Origin of the sequence: Bradyrhizobium roseum, assembly GCF_030413175.1 — a bacterium.
GTDB classification, from domain to species: domain Bacteria; phylum Pseudomonadota; class Alphaproteobacteria; order Rhizobiales; family Xanthobacteraceae; genus Bradyrhizobium; species Bradyrhizobium roseum.
The window spans coordinates 2,264,268-2,283,238 of sequence record NZ_CP129212.1; the positions used below are offsets into that span (position 1 = coordinate 2,264,268).

Consider the following 18,971-nt stretch of genomic DNA (forward strand, 5'->3'; position numbering starts at 1 on the left):
AAGCCTCCTCCGAGGTCCAAGGTCGGAGGCCGTAACCGTTCCCTATGCCTTCTTCTCCAGCTCGAACACCAGCGAGTGCTTCTTCGGATCGCGGAACAGGAAGGTAACGTTCTTCTTGACGGCGGGATCCTTCTTCAACTCGGCGATGGCCTCCTTTAGCGTCTTCACCGTGGTCTTGCCGATCTTCGGCAGCTTGCCCTTCGCGTCCTTCTCGTAGAGCATCGCGCCATTGGTGAAGGCCATGGTGAACTTGCGGTCCTTCTTCGCTTCGGCGGCGTACAGGGCCAGCACCGGCGGATCGGGGTTCTGGTCCTTGCCGTTGGCGGAGAACACATAGGTGTCGGCGGTCACCGCCGCGACGAATTCTTTCGGGTTGTTGCCGATCGCACCGTGATGCGGCACCTTCAGGATGTCGACGTGCAGCTTGCCGCCCTTCGCCTCCTTGGTCTTGATCAGCCCGGACAGCACGTGATCTCCGCGCTGGTCGCCGGTCAGCAGGATCTTGCGGCCGAACACCTCGATCAGCATCACGATCGAGGAGAGGTTCGCCACCGCCTGATCGGGCTTGAACTTCACCTCGCCGCCGGTCGCCGACGGTTCGGGCGCGGCTTTTTTCGTCGCTTTCTTCTTCTTCTTGACGTCGGCGAGCCAGTCCTTCTTGAGCTTCTCCAGCGCTTTCTTGTCCGGATTGGTGATCGTCACCGTCGCGGGTGCAAAACCCTTCGGCAACTGGCCGACAGCCACGAGTTGCCCCGGCGCACCCTTGTTGATGGTGGCCCCCGATGCCTTCGCGAATGCGGTGACATGTTCGCCTTGCGACACCGACAGCGACTCGACCACCGCATCGTCGATGCTGACGCCATCCATCAGCTTCGAGAAGGAGTTGAACCACAGCGTCTTGGCTTCCACCTTGTCGCCGTCATCGGCGCACTGGCCATCGCCCGAAAGGCAGCCATACAGCCGCTCGATGCCGGCGATGTGGTCGTCGTCGATGTGCGTGCACATCACAAGGTCGAGCGCCAGCGTCGGCTGGCCGGAACGAATGTCCTCGCTCTTCGGCTTTGCGTCGCGCTCGGCCTTGATCTCCAGCAGGCGGGGAATGACGCGGTCCTCATAGGGAACGTATTTCTCACCGTCCTCGTTGTTGGCGGATTTCGGACCGGCATCGACCAGGATGATCCGCTGAAAGCCACTGTTGCCCTGGTAGCGGACGAGAATGGAGTCGCCATGCGCCGCGTCGATCGCTTCGAAAATCACCATGTGTCACCCCCGTTTGATGCCGTGACCTGCCGTCAGAGTGATTGCAGCGCTCGCAACGCATCCACGAGCCCCGCGCCCTGGAAGCTGCGCTCGCGGCCGAGATCGGTCGCCGTCCGTATCAGCACCTCCTTGATCCGCTTCGGGTGGCCGATGAGTTCGCGATGACGCGCCATCAGCAGCGCGCAGACGCCGGACACGTGCGGAGCCGCCATCGAGGTGCCGTCCTTGACCAGCATCGTGTTTCCCGGTGCGGTCGAGCGGATCTTCTCGCCCGGCGCCACCAGGTCCGGTTTCATGCGCCCGTCGCCGGTCGGGCCGCGGCTGGAGAAATAGCTCACGCCATAGGTGTGCGGGTCGTTGCGATGGGTGGCGCCCACGGTGATCACATCCTCAGCATTGCCGGGATCGGTGATGCTGATGGCACGGTAGCCGGTGCCGAGCGTTTCCTTCTTCTCCTTCTTGTCGAAGCCCGAATTGCCGGCTGCCGCCACCACCACAGTTCCGTTGGCGGACAGGCGGTTGCAGGCCTCGCAGATCGGCGTGCGGCCGCAGGCATGCGCGTCCACTACATGCGCGGTCGCCAGCGACAGGTTCACGCCATGGATGACCGGGCGTTCGGGGTCGCGATTGATCCACGAGATATAGTCGATCGCGGCAAGGATGGTGAATTCGTCATTCTCCGCGTCATCGTCGAACACCCGCAGGTCATAGAGCTGGATGTCAGGGCACACGCCCACGAACGGCGTCGTGTCGCCGGGAACACCCTTCGGCAGGTCGCCACCGAGAAGGCCCGCGACGTGGGTGCCGTGCGGATCCTTGGGCGCCTTGGCGTCGGTCGGCTTGAGGCGGATCAACGGCTCGATCAGCGTCCAGTCGAGCTCGCGTCCGTTGACGTTGCGGCGGCGAAGCGAATCCAGCGTCGTCTGGATGCGGAGGATCTTCTGCTGACGCGACAGGTCGCTCTCCCACGGGATTTTCGCGATCAGTGCGGCCGCGTCGAAGTCCTCGGCCAACAGATCGCGCAGGCGCGTGAAATCGAGCGTGCGGATGACCCGGCTCTTCATGCTTTCGGGCGCTCCGGGCTTGGGCAGGAAGGCGTCATGCGTTGCGTCGATGCCGGTGTCCACTACGGCCCAGGTCAGGTCCCTGGTGCTGATTGAAAACAGGGTGATAGCGGCGTCGGCCTTCACGGTCTGGCTCGAGAGTCGCGCCGGTGACTTCAGCGTTCCGTGCAAGGATACGTTCGCCGGCGGAGCGGCTTGTGCGCGAACCACCCGGTTGCGATGAATGGCCCAGATCAGGCTTTGCGCCTTCAGGGCGACGGCATCGCTCGGCGTTCGGTGGACTGCCGCGCGTTTGCCGATCCTGGACCAGAAGGTGCGCCGCGCCAGCGCGCTGTAGCTCTTCCAGAGCGGATTGAGCTTGGCGATGGTGGCGTCCGGCGTTGCCACCTCGCGCTGTCGCCTGTCATCGGGGTCCTCGTCGTCAACCTCCGATGCCGGTGCCAGCAGGGCGACAATGTCACGAATCTTGTCGTTCGCGTTTGCGGCCTCTCTGACGTCGCCGATGTAACTGGTCACGGCGCTGAGCGCGACGAAGCGTAGATACTCGGTATCGTCGAATTCCAGCAATGCGTCTTTGACGCTCTTCTTCTGTTTTGTGAGCAGCATGTCTCCGAGCCTGGTCGGATCGCGATATTTCTCGTCGACACAGGTCCACCAATAGGTCTTCGGGATCAGATAAGTGAGCATCTCCTCGAAGGTGACGTCGATCGCCACCGCGCGGGTGGTCGCGGCCACCCGGTGCGGGCGCAGCAGCCTTTCCGATGCGTCGCGGCTTTTCAGCGGCTCCTGACCCCGCGGGCGGTTGAGGATCGACCTGCGGATGCCTTCGGCGAGCAAGCCGCCGCCCCCCGCAGGCGTGCCGTCCTCGGCGGAGGTATCCTTCGGCACAACCAGCAGCGATACTCTGGTCTTCTCGAGGTCGCCGCGGCCCGCAAGCTTCAGGAAGCGGATCCAGACGTCGGGTTGAACCGGGCTGTCCTGGGTGAAGCGCCCCATGCCGAACGTCTCGAACACGAGTCGGCGAATTTCGTCGTCGGTCAGGAACTGATCGTTGGGCAAAGGCATGTCGCAGCCCGTATGAAAAAATCAACTGACGGCGAGTGGACCAGTCCGCTCGCCAAATAATGCGGCAATGAGACAACACTTGCCATAATTATGCAACTGATGATTGAATGAAAAGGATGGCCAGTCCGCAGCGACGCTTGCCCGGCGACGACGCTATCCAGGGACACGCCCGTGCGCGTTCCGACGACGTTGTCTCCGGGGGCGAGGGTGGTGCAGGGGCCGGACGGTCGAAACGGGGCATCGTATGTTGGGTGCATTACGACTCGGGCAGGCTGCGATCTGCGTGCTAATCTTGCTGGCGTTCGTCGTGGCGCCGGCGCATTCGCAGGAGAACAAGCCGGTGGACGTCGCGCCCGGCGGTGTCGTCATCCTCAAGCGCGAACTCGCGGGAAGCGTCACAAATGAAACCGCGGCGCGCGGGGGGATCGTCACCAAGACGTCGTCCGGTGCGCCGCCGCAAACGACGCTGATCTACATGCCACCAGCCGGCGCGCGAGAACTGGACGATATCGTCACCTACACGCTGAATGGCGTGGCGCAACCTCAGATCACGGTCAACGTGCGCCCGCTGGCGCCGACGCTCGATAGTGGGAAGCTTTACGACGCCTCGTTCAAGGCCCTGTTCGTGTTGTTCGTCTTGGCCGTGCTGGTTGAAAGCGGGTTGGCGCTGCTGTTTCGCTGGCGGCCGTTCCTCGACTACTTCGACTCCCGCAGCATGAATGCGCTGGTGGCGTTCCTGTTCTCGCTTCTGCTGGTACGGCTCTTCAATCTCGACATCTCCAGCCAGCTGATCAGCGTTTACACCGACAGCTCCTATACCTTCGACAGTTGGAAGGGTTGGCCCGGATCCCTCCTTACGGCGATGATAATCGCCGGCGGCAGCGCGGGCGTGAACCGGATCTTCCAGAATTTCGGCTTTCGTCCGACCAGTTCGCAGGAACAGCCGAAAAAGCCGGAGCTGGTCAAGACCGAGGCTTGGATCGCCGTTACGCTCTTGCGCGATAAGTCCAAGGGCAGCGTCGTCGTGCTAATCAACGATCAGGCCGTCGGAGCAATTTCCGGTTCGTCTCCCCGATATCGCTTTCTGCAGTACTTCGTCCGCAACAAGGGCAGGTTTCCGCAAACGGGCGGCTACTCGGTTCTCGCGGGCGCAGAGCATGAGATAACCGTCGAGGACGCCAACAATAAGCAGTTGAGCGCCAAGTGGGGGCCCTACAAGGTCGGCTCGCGCGCTATCATCGATGTCGAGTTGACGCTTTGAAATTCCCGCCCGTTACGTTGCTTTGGTCACGTCAGCGAATAGAGCTGTTACACATGGCCGGTCGACGAAGCCCTGTCGGCCTAACCCGAACGGACGTCCTGTACGCATCGCGCCACTGGGTTTCGCGTTGAGGTAAAAAAATACCTTCGACCTGTATATTCCGGCGTCCGCGACGGCCCCATCCTCATATGGGAATTTGAGAGTCAAGGCTGTTCTCCTGGTTTGGGTTAGGGGTTTGACGGTGGTAGGGCGGCGCGTGGAGCCATGCGTAGCGCAGCGCGCCGACCGGGCTCCGGGCGAGGATTGGCTTCCGAAGATTTCTGCAGCTCACTGCATCACCTCATATCCGGTCGGATCGTTAGATCCGGACCCACCTTCCGCATGCTTGCGGCAAGGAAGCCTGGCTAGGATGAGACCCATCTACAAAACGACGTTTGAAGCCCTAGATGGCACGGTCATCATCCATCCCCGCACGGGCGCGGCGAGGTGTTGGTTTATGCCTTCATGATTGCCTGCTCCGGAATGAGGCCCGTGGTGAGGTAGCGCCACAGCGCCACGATCAGCTTGCGCGCCAGGGCGACGATGGCGACGCGTTTGGCGCGCTTGCCGGCATTGGCGGTGCGGGTGCGGAACCAGCGGCTGAGCGCGCTGTCCGACTGATGGCGAAGCCACAGCCAGGCCAGCTCGATCGCCTTGTTGCGCGCCCGCGGGTTGCCAGCCTTGCTGATGCCTTGCTCGCGGTCGATGCCGCCGCTCTTCCAGGGGCTCGGCACCAATCCGCAGTAGCTGGCGACCTCGCGCCGGTTGCGGAAGTCCTTGTAGAACAGTTCGTTCACCAGCGTCGCGGTGAAGGCCGGGCCGAGCGCCTTGAGCCGCTGCAGGCTTGATCGCCGCTCCGCCATCGGAGGAGGAACGGGACAGGCCTGTGCAGTCTGTACCTGTTCCAACGCCGCAATCTGCTCGCGTACCATGGTCAGGCGCGCGTGTTCGCGCTTCACTTCGGCCAACGAATGAGGCGGCAACGGCTGCCCCTCCCAATCCCGCTGCTGCTCCAGAAAGCTGAGCCAGTCCCGTCGGCGCGGGTTGCCGACCGCCATGCCCGACAGACGCATCAGCGCCTTGATCCGGTTGGTATGGGCCGTCTGTTCCTTGACCAGACGATCCCGCTCCCGGCTCGCACGCCGGGCATCCTCGGCTTCCACGCTCGGGACGCGGACGATGCGGACCACCCGTGGCTCGCCCCGCAGATAGGCCATCAAGGTCCGCAGCATCAACTCGCCGTCGATCCGGTCCGTCTTCGCCCGCCGCGACCGCTGGTCCACGGCAATGCTGGCGGGATCAAAGACGTAGTTCGTGATGCCTGCCGTCAGCAGCAGCCGGTGCAGCCAAAAGCCATCATAGCCGTCCTCGTAGCAGCTCACGACGCGCGGCACAGACCCCAGCTTCTCGGCCGCCCGCGCCCTGATCTTCTCGATCAGGGCAAGCAACTCGACCTGATTGCCTCCCTCGAGCTTGTGGCGGGAGATCCGGTCACGAACCGGGCTGTGCAGCGTCACCAGCCAGGTCTTCTGACTTAGTTCGATCGAAACGAAAATTGTGCCAATATGGTCCGCGGTGGGCGTGACTGCGGTCGATGCTTGCATCTGACTTCTCCGATGGTTCGAGTGTGCAAACCCAAACCTATCGGAAAGGCCACGCTCACCGCCCCATGGAATCTACTTTGCATGGGGTTGTTTTCGATATTTGTGTCGGAAGCAATATCAGCTTGCCGCCGCTTGGCGAACCTGCAGGCAGGCGCGCAGCGCCGCTCGGGGCGGGTCCTGCCGCAGGCCCGATGGATCGATATCCCCGCGCCGCCACTCGCGAATGACGTAGGGCAGCCCGTTGCCGCCCTCCAGCGAGACCAGTGCCTCGCGGATGAAGCGCGTGCCGTCCGGGCTATCGATATCGGCGCGGATCGTCATGCTGCCGCCTGCGGGCACGCCCCGCTTGGTGGCGTTCGGCTTCGGCTCGAAATTGAGCAGCCGGCGCATGGAAGGAGAGGCGGCTTCCATGTCGGGCTCCGGCTTCCCGGATCGAACCGTGACGTGGCGAAGCGCCGCCCGGAACAGCCGCGGCGGCATGCCGTCGACCTGGTCCAGTTCCATGATGGTGGTGAAGCGTGCTGCGGCGGCCGGTGTGCCTTGTGTCTTCGGTTTGCGGAAGTCGACGATCTGCGCGGCGAGGCGGGTGCCTTGCGACGGATCGCCGGCGAGCGCGGTGAACAGGCGTGTCAGCGCGGCCGGGCTCGCCGTGTTGAGGTCGACCTTGCCGGTCTCTTCCTCGACCGTGATGGTGGCGCGTTCGCCGCCGGGCAGGCGGCAGCGCAACGGGAAGTTAACGGCCTGTTCGGGCGTCGCGGTCAGCGCCGCCGATATCGCCAGGTTGACGGCGCTCTCCGCCGCCATTTCGGCCGCGGTCACGGAGGCATAGTTGGACGAGGTCTTGGTGCGGTAGCGCGCGCCGACGATGACGGCCATGCCAAGCAGCGTAATCAGGCCCAGGGTCCAGATTACGGCGACCAGCGCGAAGCCTGACTGGCGGTTGTCGGCGCCGGGCAGGGGCGCTCCGTCCGGCCGGTCAACGGCTGGACACCGGTCCGTTCGTGCCTTTGGCCGCTGTGCCACGTCGATATGCCTTCCCGGCGTCCTTGGCGGATGTTTACGCGGCAATGGCAAACAAAGCGTCAAAGCTTTGGTTAATAAAATCCTCCTAAGATTGCGCCGACGCAGATCCCGCGAAACCATCGAGCGCGCGAATGGCATTCGATATCCAGCAATTGTTGCGCCCGGCCGCGCCGCAAGGAGCGACGTTGCCGAAGCCGAGCGATGCCGGCTTCGCGCAGGCGTTTTCGGACCTGCTGCTCGGCAAGGATCTGATTGATCCGGCCGCGATCGGCCGGGCCCGGCGCGCGGCTGACGCGGCCTCCGAGCGTTTCGATCTCGTGCTGGTCAAGCTCGGCCTGATTTCCGAGGCTGACCTCTGTTTGGCTTACGCCACCTATTGCGGCCTGCCGCCGATCGAGGCGGCGGATTTGCCCGCGCGCCCTGTGCTGGCGGACCGCTTGCAGCTTTCCTTCCTCAAGACCAACCGGATCCTGCCGATCTCGTTTGACGGCAGGCGCCTCGTGATCGCGACCGCCGATCCTTTCGCCGACGAGCCTGCGAAGGCCATCAGCTACATGCTCGACGTCCGCGTCGACCTTGCCGTGATCGCGCCGGCGGAAATCGAGCGGGCGTTGCGCACGCTGTATCAGGACGCGGTGTCCGAGCCGCAATCCGAGGAATCCGACAGTCTCGCGCTCGCGGGCAGTGACGCCAGCGAGTTCGACGTCGAACGGTTGCGCGACATCGCCAACGAAGCCCCCGTCATCCGGCTGGTGAATCAGATCATCTCAAGGGCCGTCGAGCGTGGCGCATCCGACGTGCATATCGAACCCGGCCGCGATGCGGTCGCGGTTCGCTACCGCATCGACGGTTTCTTGCAGCAGGAACGGCTGGTGCCCGCGACGCTGCGGGCGGCGCTGACGACGCGCATGAAGATCATGGCCAAGCTCGACATTGCCGAGCGGCGGTTGCCGCAGGACGGCCGCATCAAGACCGTGGTTCGCGGCGTCGAGATCGATATCCGCGTCTCCACGCTGCCGACGGTGTTCGGCGAAAGCGTCGTGTTGCGAATTCTCGACCGCACGCGCGTCGAACTCGACTTCACCAAACTGGGTCTCGACGGGGGGACGCAAGCAAGCCTGCAGCGGCTGATGGCGCTTCCGAACGGCATCATTCTGGTCACCGGCCCGACCGGCAGCGGCAAGACCACGACGCTCTACACGGCCTTGAAGGACCTCAACCGGCCCGAACTGAAACTGTTCACCGTCGAAGACCCGATCGAGTATCAGCTCTCCGGGATCAACCAGATCCAGGTCCAGCCGCAGATCGGCCTCGACTTTCCGATGGCGCTGCGATCGATCCTGCGCCAGGACCCTGACATCGTCATGATCGGCGAAATCCGCGACCTGGAGACCGCGCGGATCGCGATCCAGGCGGCGCTGACCGGCCATCTGGTGTTCTCGACCCTGCATACCAACAGCGCGATTGCCGCGATCACGCGCCTGATCGACATCGGGCTGGAACGCTACCTGCTCGCATCCACGATCGCGGGCGTGATGGCGCAGCGCCTGGTCAGAAAGCTGTGCTCCGTATGCGCGCGACCGCACAGCGCCGGCGAGCGCGCCCATGGCAAGCTCAAGATGGCGATCGCGGGCCATCCTGCGATCGACTGGTCGAATAGCCGCGGGCCGGTCGGCTGCGAAGCCTGCGGCCATACCGGCTATAGCGGCCGCACCACGATCTCTGAATTGCTGGTTGTCGACGACGATATCCGCGAAACGATCGGCCGACGAAGCCAGGACCAGCGTGCGATCGAGCAGATCGCGCGCCAGTCAGGCTTCCACACGCTGTACGAGGATGGCCTGCTCAAGGTCGGGGCCGGCGAGACGTCGCTCGACGAAGTCCTTCGCGTCACCCGCGCGTCCTGAAGGGAGCACGGTCCTTGGCAGTTTTTCAATACAAGGCCTACACGGCGCGCGGCGCGGTTACCGCGGGAACGATCGTTGCCGAAGGTCTCGAGGCCGCGATCGACGCGCTCTACGGTTCGGGGCTGACGCCGTTCGAGACGTATGGCGTGGCCGACCCGGTGACCGTGCGGTCGGGCCAGGAATTGGCCTCGCCGCGGCAAGCCGAGACGTCGATCTGGAAGCGCGAGCTCGTTCAATCGAGCCGCTTCAGCCTGAAGGAGCTGACGGCCTTCACGGTCGAACTGGCGTCGCTGACCAATTCCGGGCTGACGCTCGATGCCGCCTTCCGGATCATCGCAGGACCGGGCGCATCGGCCAAAACCGTTCGCCTTGCCGAAGGACTTCTCAAGGACGTGCTGGCCGGGTTGCAGCTCTCCGAGGCGATGGCGCAGCGCGCCGACGTGTTTCCGTCGGACTACCGGGCGATCCTGGCCGCCGGCGAGGCCGGAGGCGTTACCGGGCAGGTGCTGACCCAGATTGCCGAATTGCTCGGACGCCGGCTCGAGATCCGCAACAAGATCGCGTCGGCGCTCGTCTACCCGATGATCCTGATCGCGATGTCGCTGGTCTCGGTCGTCGTCATCGTGTTCGTGCTGATACCCAGCATTTCGCCGATCTTCGTCGATGCCGGCCTTCCGCTTCCAGGCATTCTGCATTTCTTCGAGGAAGTTCAGGAAAACTGGCTGATGGTGCTGCTGGCCACAGGTCTTTGCGGCGCTGCCGGCTTTGCACTGTGGGGCAAGGCCAGGCAAAATTTGGACGTCATGCTGGGCGCCGACCGCCTGAAATGCGCGTTGCCGGTGATCGGTCCGCTGATTCGAAACCGCGAGGCCGGCGGTTTTGCGCGGGCGCTCGGCACGCTGCTGGTGGCCAGGGTGCCCTTGATGTCGGCGATGCAGACCGCGCGCGCGCTGGTTACCAACCGCTATTTGAATGCGCTCTATGAGCGCGCCATCAGGCGGGTTCCGGAAGGCACGCCGCTGCATCGCGCGTTCGACGGCGACGGCCTGTTGCCGCCGGCATCGCTGCGCCTCGTCGCGGTCGGAGAAGAGTCCGGCCAGCTCGGTCCAAAACTCATCCAGGTCGCCGGCGTGATCGAGGCCGATTTGCAGCGGCGCATTGAGCGGATGGTCGGCCTGTTGACGCCGGCCCTGACGCTCGTCATCGGCGGCAGCATCGGCGGGCTCATCATGCATGTGATGAGCGCGGTGCTGTCGATCAACAATCTCGCCTTCCAATGAAGTGCCCCGCACGATCGTCGGCCGGGTTCACGCTGGCCGAATTGCTGGTCGTCATCGGCATCATCGCGCTGGTTCTGGCGGGCACGCTGTCGGCCAAACCGAAGGCGGTCGCCACGCGCGTCGCCGTCACGGCCCGATCCGTCGCCGCAACGCTTCAACTGGCTCGCGCACAGGCGATGTCGAGCAACGCCGAAACGCTGTTCCGGATCGACCTGGAGAAAGGCCGCTTCGGCCTGCCGAATGCCATGCACGCGCTGCCGCGCGGAATGGTCGCCGCGGTGGTGGTCGCCGAGACCGAGCGCGCCGGCGACCGCGGTGGCATCCGATTTTACCCCGACGGCCAGTCCTCCGGCGGCGAGATCGCCCTGATGCTGGAAGGACGGTCGGCGCGCATCGCGGTCAACTGGCTGACCGGCGAACCGCGGCTCATGCCATGAGGCGTGTGCGATCCAGGCGAGGGTCAATCCGGCGCGGCGAGCGCGGATTCGCGCTGATCGAAATCCTGGTCGCCTTCGTCATTCTGGCGCTGGGACTCGGCGCGATACTGACCGGCGTGGTGGTCGCGATGCGTTCTGACGCGCGCACCCAGATCAGTCGTACCGCGCTCAGGGTCGCGCACTCGCGCCTGGAGGCCGCCGGCATCACCGAGGCGCTCGCGCCGGGCACTCGCGAAGGCGTCATCGCGAACAAGTTCCGCTGGCGGCAGACCGTCACCGAACTTCGTCCCGCCACCGACGCGCGCGGGCCGCAAGGCGTCGCCCGGCCGGCCCCGGCCGGCAACGCGTTGCGGTCGTACTGGGTTGAAGTCGCGGTTGAGGCGCCGGACGGCACCGCCACGAGGCTCGCGGCGTTGAAGCTTGCGCCGGAGGCCAAGCCATGACGCGCATGGTTCGCAGCCGGCTGATCGCACGCGTCGCCGCTCGCCGGAGCGGCGAGCAGGGGCTGACGATGATCGAGCTGCTGCTGTCGCTTGCGATCCTCGCGATCCTCACCGGTTTTCTTGCCGGCGGATTAGCGATGGCCCGGCAAGCGTTTGCCACCGATCGCGCAGGTGAGATTGCAGGCGAGACAAGTGCTGCGATCCAGACCGTCGCAGCCCTGGTGGGATCGGCACTCCCGGTTCGACCGGAGACGTCAGGCCCAAAGGACGCCACGCGCACAAAGGAGCCGAGCGGATTCGACGGTCGCAGCGAGGCGGTCGCCTTCGTGGGCCTGAGCGAGGGACGGTCGCTGCGCGGCGGGCCGCACAGGATCGTGCTGCGGCGGAGCGGCAGCGACCTCGTCGCCGATTTTACCCCGTTCGACCGGGCGCGCGCGAAGGACAGTCCGGAGCCGGACGCCACCCGGGTCGTGGTGCTCAGCGGCGTCCGCGACATCCGCATCGGATATTTCGGCACCCTCGATCCCAAGGTGAAACCGGCCTGGCGCGCCGACTGGCCTCGCGCCGAGCGGCTGCCGGACCTGGTTTCGATCCGGATCGAATTCGAGGACGCGCGGCGCAACGAGCCCGCCGCCATCGTGGCGTTGCGCCAGGGCTGAGGCGCGGTTCCGGAGATGGAAATATCGTGCTGAAATCCAACGATGAAATGCAATTGAAGCAGGCTCTCAAGTGCGCCGGAAACGTCACGCCGCCGGCCTGCGGCCGCTCGTTACCCTTCGTAAAGAATTAGTAAATAGGCTCTCCCGCATTCGAATCGATTGCCGCGATCCGAGAAGTGACGATCATGCCTGTCGCCGACCTGCCAGCCCGTGCCGGTGGCCTCCACGTCCTCACGGCGTGGGGCAGGGACTTTGCGCGATGGTGGCTGTCGGGCTTGCGCGACGCCGCGCCGGCGCGCTGGCGCGAATGGGCCGAGGGCGAGGCACGGCCGCAGGTGACGCTCTGGGGAGACGGCGACTGCGTCGTTTGCCGCCTGGTGTCCGCCAAGGGCCCGACGGAAACCCGGTTTGCGTTGCCGCTCTTCAACGCCGCCACGCTCGATTTATGGCTCGTCATGCAGGGCGTGACGCGGGAGGCGACCACCATCGCACCCGTGATTTCGCGCGAGTTGTTCTTCCTGCGCGAGTTGAGTGTGCCCAAGGCGGCCTTCGGCGCGCTGCCCAAAATTCTCGACCAGGAGATCGTGCGGCGAACGCCATTCCAGCTTTCGGAGATATGGCACGCAGCGACCTCTGTTGGGCCGGAATCAGGCGGCGTCGTGCCGATGTGCCACTGGATCGTCCGGCGCGATCGAGTCGAGGCGGCGCTGTCGGGGCTCGGTCTGGCGTCGCAGGATGTCGACTGTCTGGCGGTCGCGGATGCCGGCGGCGAAGCCGTTCCTGTCATCGCCTTCCGCGCCGTCAGCGACGAGGACCCGGCGTGGGCGCTGCGGGCGGTCCGGCTGCTGGCAGCTGCCGCGCTCGGCGCCGTGCTGCTGGGCCTCGTCGTCTTCGAATGGCGCCAGGCCGGCGTTGCCGCCGCGCTGGAGACGGCCGTTGCCGAGGCCCGGCAGGCCGCTCAAAGCGGCCGGGATGGCCTTGATCCCGCGGCGCGCCTGTTCGCGATGAAGGCTGACGTTGGCGTTTTGGCCGTGTGGGATGAACTGTCGCGGATATTGCCCGAGCATACCTTTCTGACCGAGACCCGCATCGCCGACGGCGCCGTGACAATATCGGGTTTTTCGGCGGATGCCGCGCGGCTCGTTCGCGTCATCGACCAGTCGCCGCTGTTTTCGGGTGCTTCGCTGACATCCGCGATCACGCCGGACGCGAACGAGCGCAAGGATCGCTTCAGCATGGTGTTCAGGCTGCGTGGCGCGCGCACGACGCCCGCACGCTCCCGGGTCGCGCCATGATCCAGAATCTGAAACTGGCGCGCGGAACGCCGTTCATGGCCTTCAACGCCGCCGCCCTGTTCTTTGTCGTCGTCTTCTTTCTGGCGCCGATCATGGGGCACTTTGCCGATCGGGGAGAAGAGATTTCGGACCATGCGGCGCAGCTCGCGCATTTCCACAACGTCGCGCGCGCGGCCAAGAAGTCGGTCGGCAGCGCCGGGAAATCCGGCGATCCCTTCCTGCCCGGCAACGAAGAACGCGTCGCCAGCGCCGATCTGCAGGCCAGCCTGAAGTCGATGGCGACGAATGCCGGCGTCAATCTGCTCGCGATCCGGGGCTTGCAGGGCGGGCGATCCCAGCCGTTGCACATGGTCGCCGTGAGCATGGAGCTGGAAGGGCCGCTAAAGGCGGTGCGCGACATGATCTCGACGATCGAGAACCAGACGCCGCTGCTGTTTGTCCCGACCGTCGCGTTCCGAAGCCTGGCGGATGGTGACGACAGTGCGATCCGCGCGGAACTCAGGGTCCAGGGCGCCATCCGCGGCGGTGCGCAGTCCGGGCGCGAGCAGGCGATGGATGGTCAACAAGCGAGGCCCGGATCGGCCCCGGCAGGGCGGGCGCCATGACCTCCCTGGCGCAAATAGTTCAGCTTCGGCTGTCGGGCCTCGCAGGTTCGCCGCGGCAATTCGCAGCCGCCGGGCTTGCCGCCATGCTCGGCCGGAGCGATCTGCCGGGTCGGAGCGAGCTGACTTCGCTGCGGCCTGCAACGCGGGTTCTCATCGTGGGACTGGCGGGCTGGATCGCGCTGGCCGGCGCGATGACGCTGGGCGCGGTGATTTCGCTTGAGGTTTCCACGGTGACCGCCCCGGCCAGGTTCGGCACGAGCGGAGCGGCGGCCAAGAGCTCAGGCGCACGCGCAGCCGCAGGCTATGAGAACATCGTGCAACGCCCGCTGTTTTCGCGGAACCGGCAGGTCGTCGTCGCGCCCGAACCGGTCGCGCTGGCGCCACCTCCGCCGGTGGTGGCAACGCTGGACCCGGGCATGACCCTCAAAGGGGTGTTCATGAGCGAGGGGGTAGCGAAGGCGTTCCTGATCACGGCGCAAAGCCCGCTGGGCAGCTGGGTGGAACTCAACGGTCAGGTCGGCGGCTGGCGCGTTACCGCGGTGACCCCCGATCACGTCATGCTGGAGGGGCAGGGCGAGAAGCTCACGCTGCCGCTGCACGCGAGCGGGAGATGATACGCGCGCTGCGCAGGACCGGTGACCGCACCGGTCGTTTTCTGAGCGAAGCGCTGACCGGACGACCGGCCGGGCGGCCGTATGTGGTCGTGGCATGGGGCCTGGTCGCCGGCGCGATCTGGTTCGCCATCGGTCTCGCGGACGACCCCGGCTGGCCGCTGCCCGCACTCGCGGCCTGCTACCTCGGCGTTTGGCTGGCCGCTGTTTGCGCTATTGACGCCCGCTACGGGATCATTCCGGACAGCATGGTGCTGGCGCTGGCCGCCGGCGGCGCGTTGTACGCCTGGCTGTGGGGGACGGGAGATTTTTGGTGGCGCGGGCTGGAGGCAGCCTTGATCTTTGCCGCCGTGTCGCTGTTCCGTGCCATCTATCGCTGGCTGCGCGGCCATGACGGCCTGGGTTTTGGCGACGTCAAGTTCGTGGCGGCGGGCACGCTTTGGGTCGGGGCGGACGGTATTCCGGCCGTGCTGTTGATCGCGGTGGTGTCAGCCCTGGTCAGCTTGCTGATCCTGCGCGCGCAGGGGCATGAACTGCACGGCAAGCAGGCGATCTCGTTCGGGCCGCATCTGGCGATCGGACTGTGGTGGGTGTGGGTCTTGGGACCGCAGCCGATCTAAACTTGGCGGCGCTTGGGGACGTGTCGCACGGGCACGCAAAAAAGCCGCCCGAAGGCGGCCTTTCGCTTCCACCGACCTGGATGACTTCACGCGGTGATCGCGGCCGGTCGTGATTTCCGGCGATAAGCCATGAAGCCTATGCCGGCGAAGCCAAGGATCAGCATCGCCCAGGTCGACGGCTCGGGAATGGCATTGACCTGGATCGAGACGCCGCCCAGGAGCGCGTCTTCCGAACTGAAAAGCTTCAGGTCGAAGGTGTAGATGCCGGACACATTGGGGTTGAAATTGATCGGGCCGCCCAGAAAAGCAAAGCCCAGGTTTTCGCTGTTCTGATCGAATGACCCACCGGTTGGCTTATTGTCCGATATTTGCGTCGGATCGAACGCCAAGCTCCCCCCGGGACCGGTAATCGTCAGTAGCGAATAAGTATCCTCGTACGAGCCTGGATTCACCGAGAACTCGAAATTCCACAGTGCCCTGCCGGGCGGCGTGCTGCCCGTTGGTGCAAAATAAACATTTCCTGTCGGCGTGATCGGTCCGACAAATCGAATCGAGGCACGCAAGCCAAGTTCGACCCCATTGGCGCCGGTGTCGACGGCAAAATGGCCGTTGCTGGTGCCGGCCCCTTGGTACCATCCCGACGCCAGGCTCTGATCGAACGTGACGACGGCCGCCGCTGGACTGACAAGAGAAGTCAATGCAAGCGCGGCTCCGAGACCAATCAAACCAAACGATAAAATCCGCATATTTCATCCCCAGAATCAATTTGGTTGAATTCTCAATAGAGTCATTATTTCCGGTTTAGTCAATCTGCGGTTGGGAATAACCGTTCTTTGCACGCGATATTATTTGGGATCGTCCTGGGCAGGTCCGCCGCGCGAACGGCGATTTTGCTCCGCGCCCGGCCAGATTAAATCCGGCGCGTTATTTTCAGGATGGCTTGTCCTTTGCCGACCGTAACCACTGGACCGCCTTCGCAATGGCGATGCCGGCTGCGCCACCCGCCATTTTCTCCAGCGCATCGATCCAGGTGCCGTGACGATCGGGCGTCATGGTCTGCATGATCTCCAGCATGGCGGCAGCACCCAGGACGATGATGCAAACGAGAATCGGGCGTTTCGGATAAGCAATGCCGAACAGGGCACCAAGGAAAGCAAACGCGATGATGTGCTCGAAATGGGCATAGGTCTGCATTGCCGGCCGCATCAGATATGGGGCGAGCTTGAAGTAGATTGCATAGACAAACCCGACATGCGTCAGCGTGGCATAGGCGATCGCGATGACCGCGACCCACGCCGCTACGACGGCGATGCGGTTGGGGCGTCTCTTCACTTTGAGGTTTTGCATTGGTCCGGAACTTCTTTCCAGGCACAGAATTCTCAACCTTACCTCGTCCGGGCAAGGCCAAGGCATTTCCCGCCCACGGGCCGCAGTAAACTTTGCGCTAAGGGAAACGATCGATTGCGGGTCGGTCGCTTAGTCGGAGTCCAACGGATTTTCACTAGAATTGCCCGAAGATGAATTGACGATACGGGTGGCCCAGTGTTTACGGAACGGCGAAAGAGCGAACGTCGCTCCTGTCACGGAGCGGCAAAGATTCAGTTGGGCGCCGGCTCGCTGCCGCGCGATTGCACGATCACGGATATCTCCGAGGGCGGTGTCCGGGTGATCGTCGAGAATCTCGACGTGCCCGCGGAGTTTACGCTGATCCTTTCGACAGGCCGTCCCCGGCTGTGCCGACTGGCCTGGCGCATCGGATGCGAATTCGGTGCTCAGTTTGTCGACCACATGGCCTCCACGCCGTCTCGAGATTCCGCTCCGCAGGGCAGTGCGAGGACACCGGAATATGCGTAAGGCGTATTCAGTCCTGTTGGCGCTCTCCCTGAGTTTCACGATCGTTCCGGATATCGTGGCCGCCGGCAGCACGCCTGTCATCGACCCGGGATTTCGCGGGATTGGCTATCCGGGCGGATATGGCTATGCACGTCTGTACGGTCATCCATTCGACGATGGTTACGACCATCCGTTCGGCTACGGAGAGTATGCGCAGTACGGTCCATGGGTCTATCCCGGCGATGCTGCCTGCTATGCTTTGCGCCGGGTGTGGACCGGCAGGGGCTGGCGGCAAAGAGCCGTTCGGATCTGCATTCCGTAACGCGGCGAATCCGAGAATGGCCTATTTGGATGTTGGCGGCGCCGCGGCGGCGTCCTTGCGCCACGGCCAGGTCGAAAGGATACGCTCGGCGTCGGCTTCGAGAAGTTTTCGTTTGGCGATGACTTCTTCCTTGACGAGCCGAAGGTCTTCGTCCTGATAGAAGAAATTGGCGCAGCGCGAATTGTAATCGGTGGCGAGCGCGTTATAGGCCCTGACATCTTCGGGCGCCCGGACCCGCTGCTTGACCACACGCAGTCGTTCTTCCTGAAAATGACAGTAGCGAACATATTCGCGCGTAAAGCGTTGGCCATTGCCTGCCGGGGGAAGCAGTTCGGGCTCCGCGTTTGCTTGCGGCGGATTCGATGCCGAGGCGACGAAGGATGCCGCTTTGGGACCGAAAGTCCAATATGCGCCCAGAAGCCCGAGCACAGCGAGCAGCGCCGCAGCCGCCGCTGTGGCCTTTTTCAAATGGCGAAAACCGCGGCTTCCTGCGGACGCCGTCAGATGCGGGTTCGGATCGACTTCGGTTGAAGCGTCGCGCTGTATTTTGCGAACGATTTCTCCGATCTTGGTGAGCCGCGCGGATGTGTCCGGAATCGACTGAAAAGCGTCGAGTGCGGGATCCAGAACCTGTTGAACCGCGAGATACTGGCGCTGGTTGATCAATGCGCCAAGCAGGCCAAATACGCGATCAGGGACGACGTTCATCTCCGGCGGACTAGAGCCCTGATGCGCGTCGAGCAGCAACATTGGCTGGCAAAGCGAAGCCCATCGCTGCAGCGCGGCCGCCAACCCCTCGATCGAGGTCGCATCGGTCGGTCGCTGGTCCATCGTTTGGCAGGCCTGGTCGACCTGCTGTTCGGCCCTGGAGCGCATCTCTTCGACGGCGCGCCGGTAGGCTGCCAGCAGGACGCCAAGCGTTCGAATGAGCGGTGGATCGCGGGTTGCGAGAATCGCGCGGGTCGCCCCCGCCAGCGGTTCCGCAGCGCTTTCGACCGGATCGTAGGCGTCGATGACGGCAACGCAATGGGCGTGAAGCAGATCGTCCAAGCCCTGCTCTACGCTTGCCACGGGGAGCGGGGGCCAACTGGCCCGACGCCGGAGCAACTGCAGAGACTGTTGGATTTCCGCGGCGTCGATGCAGGTGTGCGCGTCAATCAAGGCAAGCAGTAATTCGCCGGAGGCGCCGCGTCGCGCCGCGTAGCGCGCAATGAAATTGGCCATCGGAAGCGGCGCGAACTGCTCTGACGTCTGCGATATCTCTTCGTCGGAGGCGCTAGCAGGAAGTTCGGCGTAAAACAGATCGACGTGCTCCGGCGTGCTGCCGAAGGGATAGGCGAGCTCGCAAGGCAGGCGGCGCACCGGGTCGAGAAGACTGGCATGGGCTTCCGCCAGGGTTGTCTCCGGCGCTAAACCCCTTTGTCGTGCCAGCGTCAGAGCGGCCTCGATTTCCCAGGAGGTTGCGCCGGGATCGATTCGCAGGAAGCGAAAGGGATGGGTCGACGGACCGGATGCGGAGAGCGGGGATTGATTGGCTGAATCGGTGGCCATATCCGGATTACTCGACCTGTCTTTCGGGCACACGGTCCCAGGCTTCGATCAAATCCTTCGTCGGGGGCTATGAATAACCCTGAAGCGGGGTT

General features: G+C 64.2%; 18 protein-coding genes and 1 pseudogene. 12 read left to right on the forward strand and 7 right to left on the reverse strand.

Going from position 1 to position 18,971, the window contains the following annotated elements; genetic code table 11:
• Positions 1-42 precede the first annotated feature (42 nt).
• Together QUH67_RS10690 and QUH67_RS10695 are read right to left on the reverse strand one after the other, a co-directional pair.
• Positions 43-1,260 (reverse strand): ComEC/Rec2 family competence protein, encoded by a 1,218-nt coding sequence (locus tag QUH67_RS10690; RefSeq protein ID WP_300946639.1) that lies wholly within the window; start codon positions 1,258-1,260, stop codon positions 43-45.
• A 32-nt stretch (positions 1,261-1,292) separates the two neighbouring features.
• Positions 1,293-3,389: a S8 family peptidase gene (locus QUH67_RS10695; protein WP_300946640.1), complete on the reverse strand. Its 2,097-nt coding sequence runs from the start codon at positions 3,387-3,389 to the stop codon at positions 1,293-1,295.
• 103 nt (positions 3,390-3,492) lie between these two features.
• Here QUH67_RS10695 and QUH67_RS10700 point away from each other — a divergent pair, with 103 nt between their 5' ends.
• Positions 3,493-4,650: a hypothetical protein gene (locus tag QUH67_RS10700; RefSeq protein WP_300946641.1), complete on the forward strand. Its 1,158-nt coding sequence runs from the start codon at positions 3,493-3,495 to the stop codon at positions 4,648-4,650.
• 494 nt (positions 4,651-5,144) lie between these two features.
• Here the strand turns inward: QUH67_RS10700 and QUH67_RS10705 are convergent, their stop codons facing one another.
• Both QUH67_RS10705 and QUH67_RS10710 read right to left on the reverse strand, forming a co-directional pair.
• Positions 5,145-6,293: an IS110 family RNA-guided transposase gene (locus tag QUH67_RS10705; protein ID WP_300946642.1), complete on the reverse strand. Its 1,149-nt coding sequence runs from the start codon at positions 6,291-6,293 to the stop codon at positions 5,145-5,147.
• Positions 6,294-6,410: 117 nt separating this feature from the next.
• The gene (locus QUH67_RS10710) at positions 6,411-7,316 is read right to left on the reverse strand and encodes a type II secretion system protein GspK (RefSeq protein ID WP_300946643.1); all 906 of its coding nucleotides are present in this window, start codon (positions 7,314-7,316) and stop codon (positions 6,411-6,413) included.
• Between the two features lie 131 nt (positions 7,317-7,447).
• On the opposite strand from QUH67_RS10710, the gene QUH67_RS10715 reads away from it, so the two are divergent.
• The 9 genes from QUH67_RS10715 (at position 7,448) to QUH67_RS10755 (ending at position 15,173) form a co-directional block, all read left to right on the forward strand.
• Positions 7,448-9,223, forward strand: coding sequence for a GspE/PulE family protein (locus QUH67_RS10715; protein WP_300946644.1), 1,776 nt, complete (start codon positions 7,448-7,450; stop codon positions 9,221-9,223).
• A 14-nt stretch (positions 9,224-9,237) separates the two neighbouring features.
• The gene (locus QUH67_RS10720; RefSeq protein ID WP_300946645.1) at positions 9,238-10,503 is read left to right on the forward strand and encodes a type II secretion system F family protein; all 1,266 of its coding nucleotides are present in this window, start codon (positions 9,238-9,240) and stop codon (positions 10,501-10,503) included.
• Positions 10,500-10,940 (forward strand): GspH/FimT family pseudopilin, encoded by a 441-nt coding sequence (locus tag QUH67_RS10725; RefSeq protein ID WP_300946646.1) that lies wholly within the window; start codon positions 10,500-10,502, stop codon positions 10,938-10,940. The genes QUH67_RS10720 and QUH67_RS10725 overlap by 4 nt, the downstream gene beginning before the upstream one ends.
• Entirely contained in the window at positions 10,937-11,383 is a 447-nt protein-coding gene (locus QUH67_RS10730; RefSeq protein WP_300946647.1) for a type IV pilus modification PilV family protein, read from the forward strand. The genes QUH67_RS10725 and QUH67_RS10730 overlap by 4 nt, the downstream gene beginning before the upstream one ends.
• Positions 11,380-12,042, forward strand: coding sequence for a prepilin-type N-terminal cleavage/methylation domain-containing protein (locus QUH67_RS10735; RefSeq protein ID WP_300946649.1), 663 nt, complete (start codon positions 11,380-11,382; stop codon positions 12,040-12,042). The genes QUH67_RS10730 and QUH67_RS10735 overlap by 4 nt, the downstream gene beginning before the upstream one ends.
• Before the next feature lie 185 nt (positions 12,043-12,227).
• The gene (locus QUH67_RS10740; RefSeq protein ID WP_300946650.1) at positions 12,228-13,337 is read left to right on the forward strand and encodes a PilN domain-containing protein; all 1,110 of its coding nucleotides are present in this window, start codon (positions 12,228-12,230) and stop codon (positions 13,335-13,337) included.
• Entirely contained in the window at positions 13,334-13,942 is a 609-nt protein-coding gene (gene gspM / locus QUH67_RS10745; RefSeq protein ID WP_300946651.1) for a type II secretion system protein GspM, read from the forward strand. Before QUH67_RS10740 ends, gspM begins: the two co-directional genes overlap by 4 nt.
• On the forward strand, positions 13,939-14,556 hold the full coding sequence (locus QUH67_RS10750) for a hypothetical protein (protein WP_300946652.1): 618 nt from the start codon (positions 13,939-13,941) through the stop codon (positions 14,554-14,556). Before gspM ends, QUH67_RS10750 begins: the two co-directional genes overlap by 4 nt.
• A complete protein-coding gene (locus tag QUH67_RS10755; RefSeq protein WP_300946653.1) occupies positions 14,553-15,173 on the forward strand; it encodes a prepilin peptidase in 621 nt (206 codons plus the stop codon). The genes QUH67_RS10750 and QUH67_RS10755 overlap by 4 nt, the downstream gene beginning before the upstream one ends.
• Positions 15,174-15,259: 86 nt before the next feature.
• On the opposite strand, the gene QUH67_RS10760 is transcribed toward QUH67_RS10755, so the two are convergent.
• Together QUH67_RS10760 and QUH67_RS10765 are read right to left on the reverse strand one after the other, a co-directional pair.
• Positions 15,260-15,919 (reverse strand): PEPxxWA-CTERM sorting domain-containing protein, encoded by a 660-nt coding sequence (locus QUH67_RS10760; protein WP_300946654.1) that lies wholly within the window; start codon positions 15,917-15,919, stop codon positions 15,260-15,262.
• Between the two features lie 184 nt (positions 15,920-16,103).
• Positions 16,104-16,520 carry a VanZ family protein gene (locus QUH67_RS10765; protein WP_300946655.1) on the reverse strand — a complete coding sequence of 139 codons (417 nt, stop codon included), beginning with the start codon at positions 16,518-16,520 and terminating at the stop codon, positions 16,104-16,106.
• 195 nt (positions 16,521-16,715) lie between these two features.
• On the opposite strand from QUH67_RS10765, the pseudogene QUH67_RS10770 reads away from it, so the two are divergent.
• Both QUH67_RS10770 and QUH67_RS10775 read left to right on the forward strand, forming a co-directional pair.
• Positions 16,716-16,958 (forward strand): annotated as a pseudogene (locus QUH67_RS10770) (PilZ domain-containing protein); the annotation flags it as partial.
• A 61-nt stretch (positions 16,959-17,019) separates the two neighbouring features.
• Positions 17,020-17,328 carry a hypothetical protein gene (locus QUH67_RS10775; RefSeq protein ID WP_300946657.1) on the forward strand — a complete coding sequence of 103 codons (309 nt, stop codon included), beginning with the start codon at positions 17,020-17,022 and terminating at the stop codon, positions 17,326-17,328.
• Positions 17,329-17,349: 21 nt separating this feature from the next.
• Here QUH67_RS10775 and QUH67_RS10780 read toward each other — a convergent pair whose 3' ends face one another.
• Positions 17,350-18,912 carry a hypothetical protein gene (locus QUH67_RS10780; RefSeq protein ID WP_300946658.1) on the reverse strand — a complete coding sequence of 521 codons (1,563 nt, stop codon included), beginning with the start codon at positions 18,910-18,912 and terminating at the stop codon, positions 17,350-17,352.
• Between the last annotated feature and the right edge of the window lie 59 nt (positions 18,913-18,971).

Excerpts from the sequence above, each read along its gene's own strand:
- QUH67_RS10730 (WP_300946647.1), top strand. The coding sequence starts at position 10,937 with ATGAGGCGTGTGCGATCCAGGCGAGGGTCAATCCGGCGCGGCGAGCGC.
- QUH67_RS10760 (WP_300946654.1), bottom strand. The coding sequence starts at position 15,919 with ATGCGGATTTTATCGTTTGGTTTGATTGGTCTCGGAGCCGCGCTTGCA.
- QUH67_RS10765 (WP_300946655.1), bottom strand. The coding sequence starts at position 16,520 with ATGCAAAACCTCAAAGTGAAGAGACGCCCCAACCGCATCGCCGTCGTA.
- QUH67_RS10725 (WP_300946646.1), top strand. The coding sequence starts at position 10,500 with ATGAAGTGCCCCGCACGATCGTCGGCCGGGTTCACGCTGGCCGAATTG.
- QUH67_RS10755 (WP_300946653.1), top strand. The coding sequence starts at position 14,553 with ATGATACGCGCGCTGCGCAGGACCGGTGACCGCACCGGTCGTTTTCTG.
- QUH67_RS10740 (WP_300946650.1), top strand. The coding sequence starts at position 12,228 with ATGCCTGTCGCCGACCTGCCAGCCCGTGCCGGTGGCCTCCACGTCCTC.
- QUH67_RS10695 (WP_300946640.1), bottom strand. The coding sequence starts at position 3,389 with ATGCCTTTGCCCAACGATCAGTTCCTGACCGACGACGAAATTCGCCGA.
- QUH67_RS10750 (WP_300946652.1), top strand. The coding sequence starts at position 13,939 with ATGACCTCCCTGGCGCAAATAGTTCAGCTTCGGCTGTCGGGCCTCGCA.
- gspM (WP_300946651.1), top strand. The coding sequence starts at position 13,334 with ATGATCCAGAATCTGAAACTGGCGCGCGGAACGCCGTTCATGGCCTTC.
- QUH67_RS10690 (WP_300946639.1), bottom strand. The coding sequence starts at position 1,260 with ATGGTGATTTTCGAAGCGATCGACGCGGCGCATGGCGACTCCATTCTC.
- QUH67_RS10735 (WP_300946649.1), top strand. The coding sequence starts at position 11,380 with ATGACGCGCATGGTTCGCAGCCGGCTGATCGCACGCGTCGCCGCTCGC.
- QUH67_RS10705 (WP_300946642.1), bottom strand. The coding sequence starts at position 6,293 with ATGCAAGCATCGACCGCAGTCACGCCCACCGCGGACCATATTGGCACA.
- QUH67_RS10715 (WP_300946644.1), top strand. The coding sequence starts at position 7,448 with ATGGCATTCGATATCCAGCAATTGTTGCGCCCGGCCGCGCCGCAAGGA.
- QUH67_RS10775 (WP_300946657.1), top strand. The coding sequence starts at position 17,020 with ATGCGTAAGGCGTATTCAGTCCTGTTGGCGCTCTCCCTGAGTTTCACG.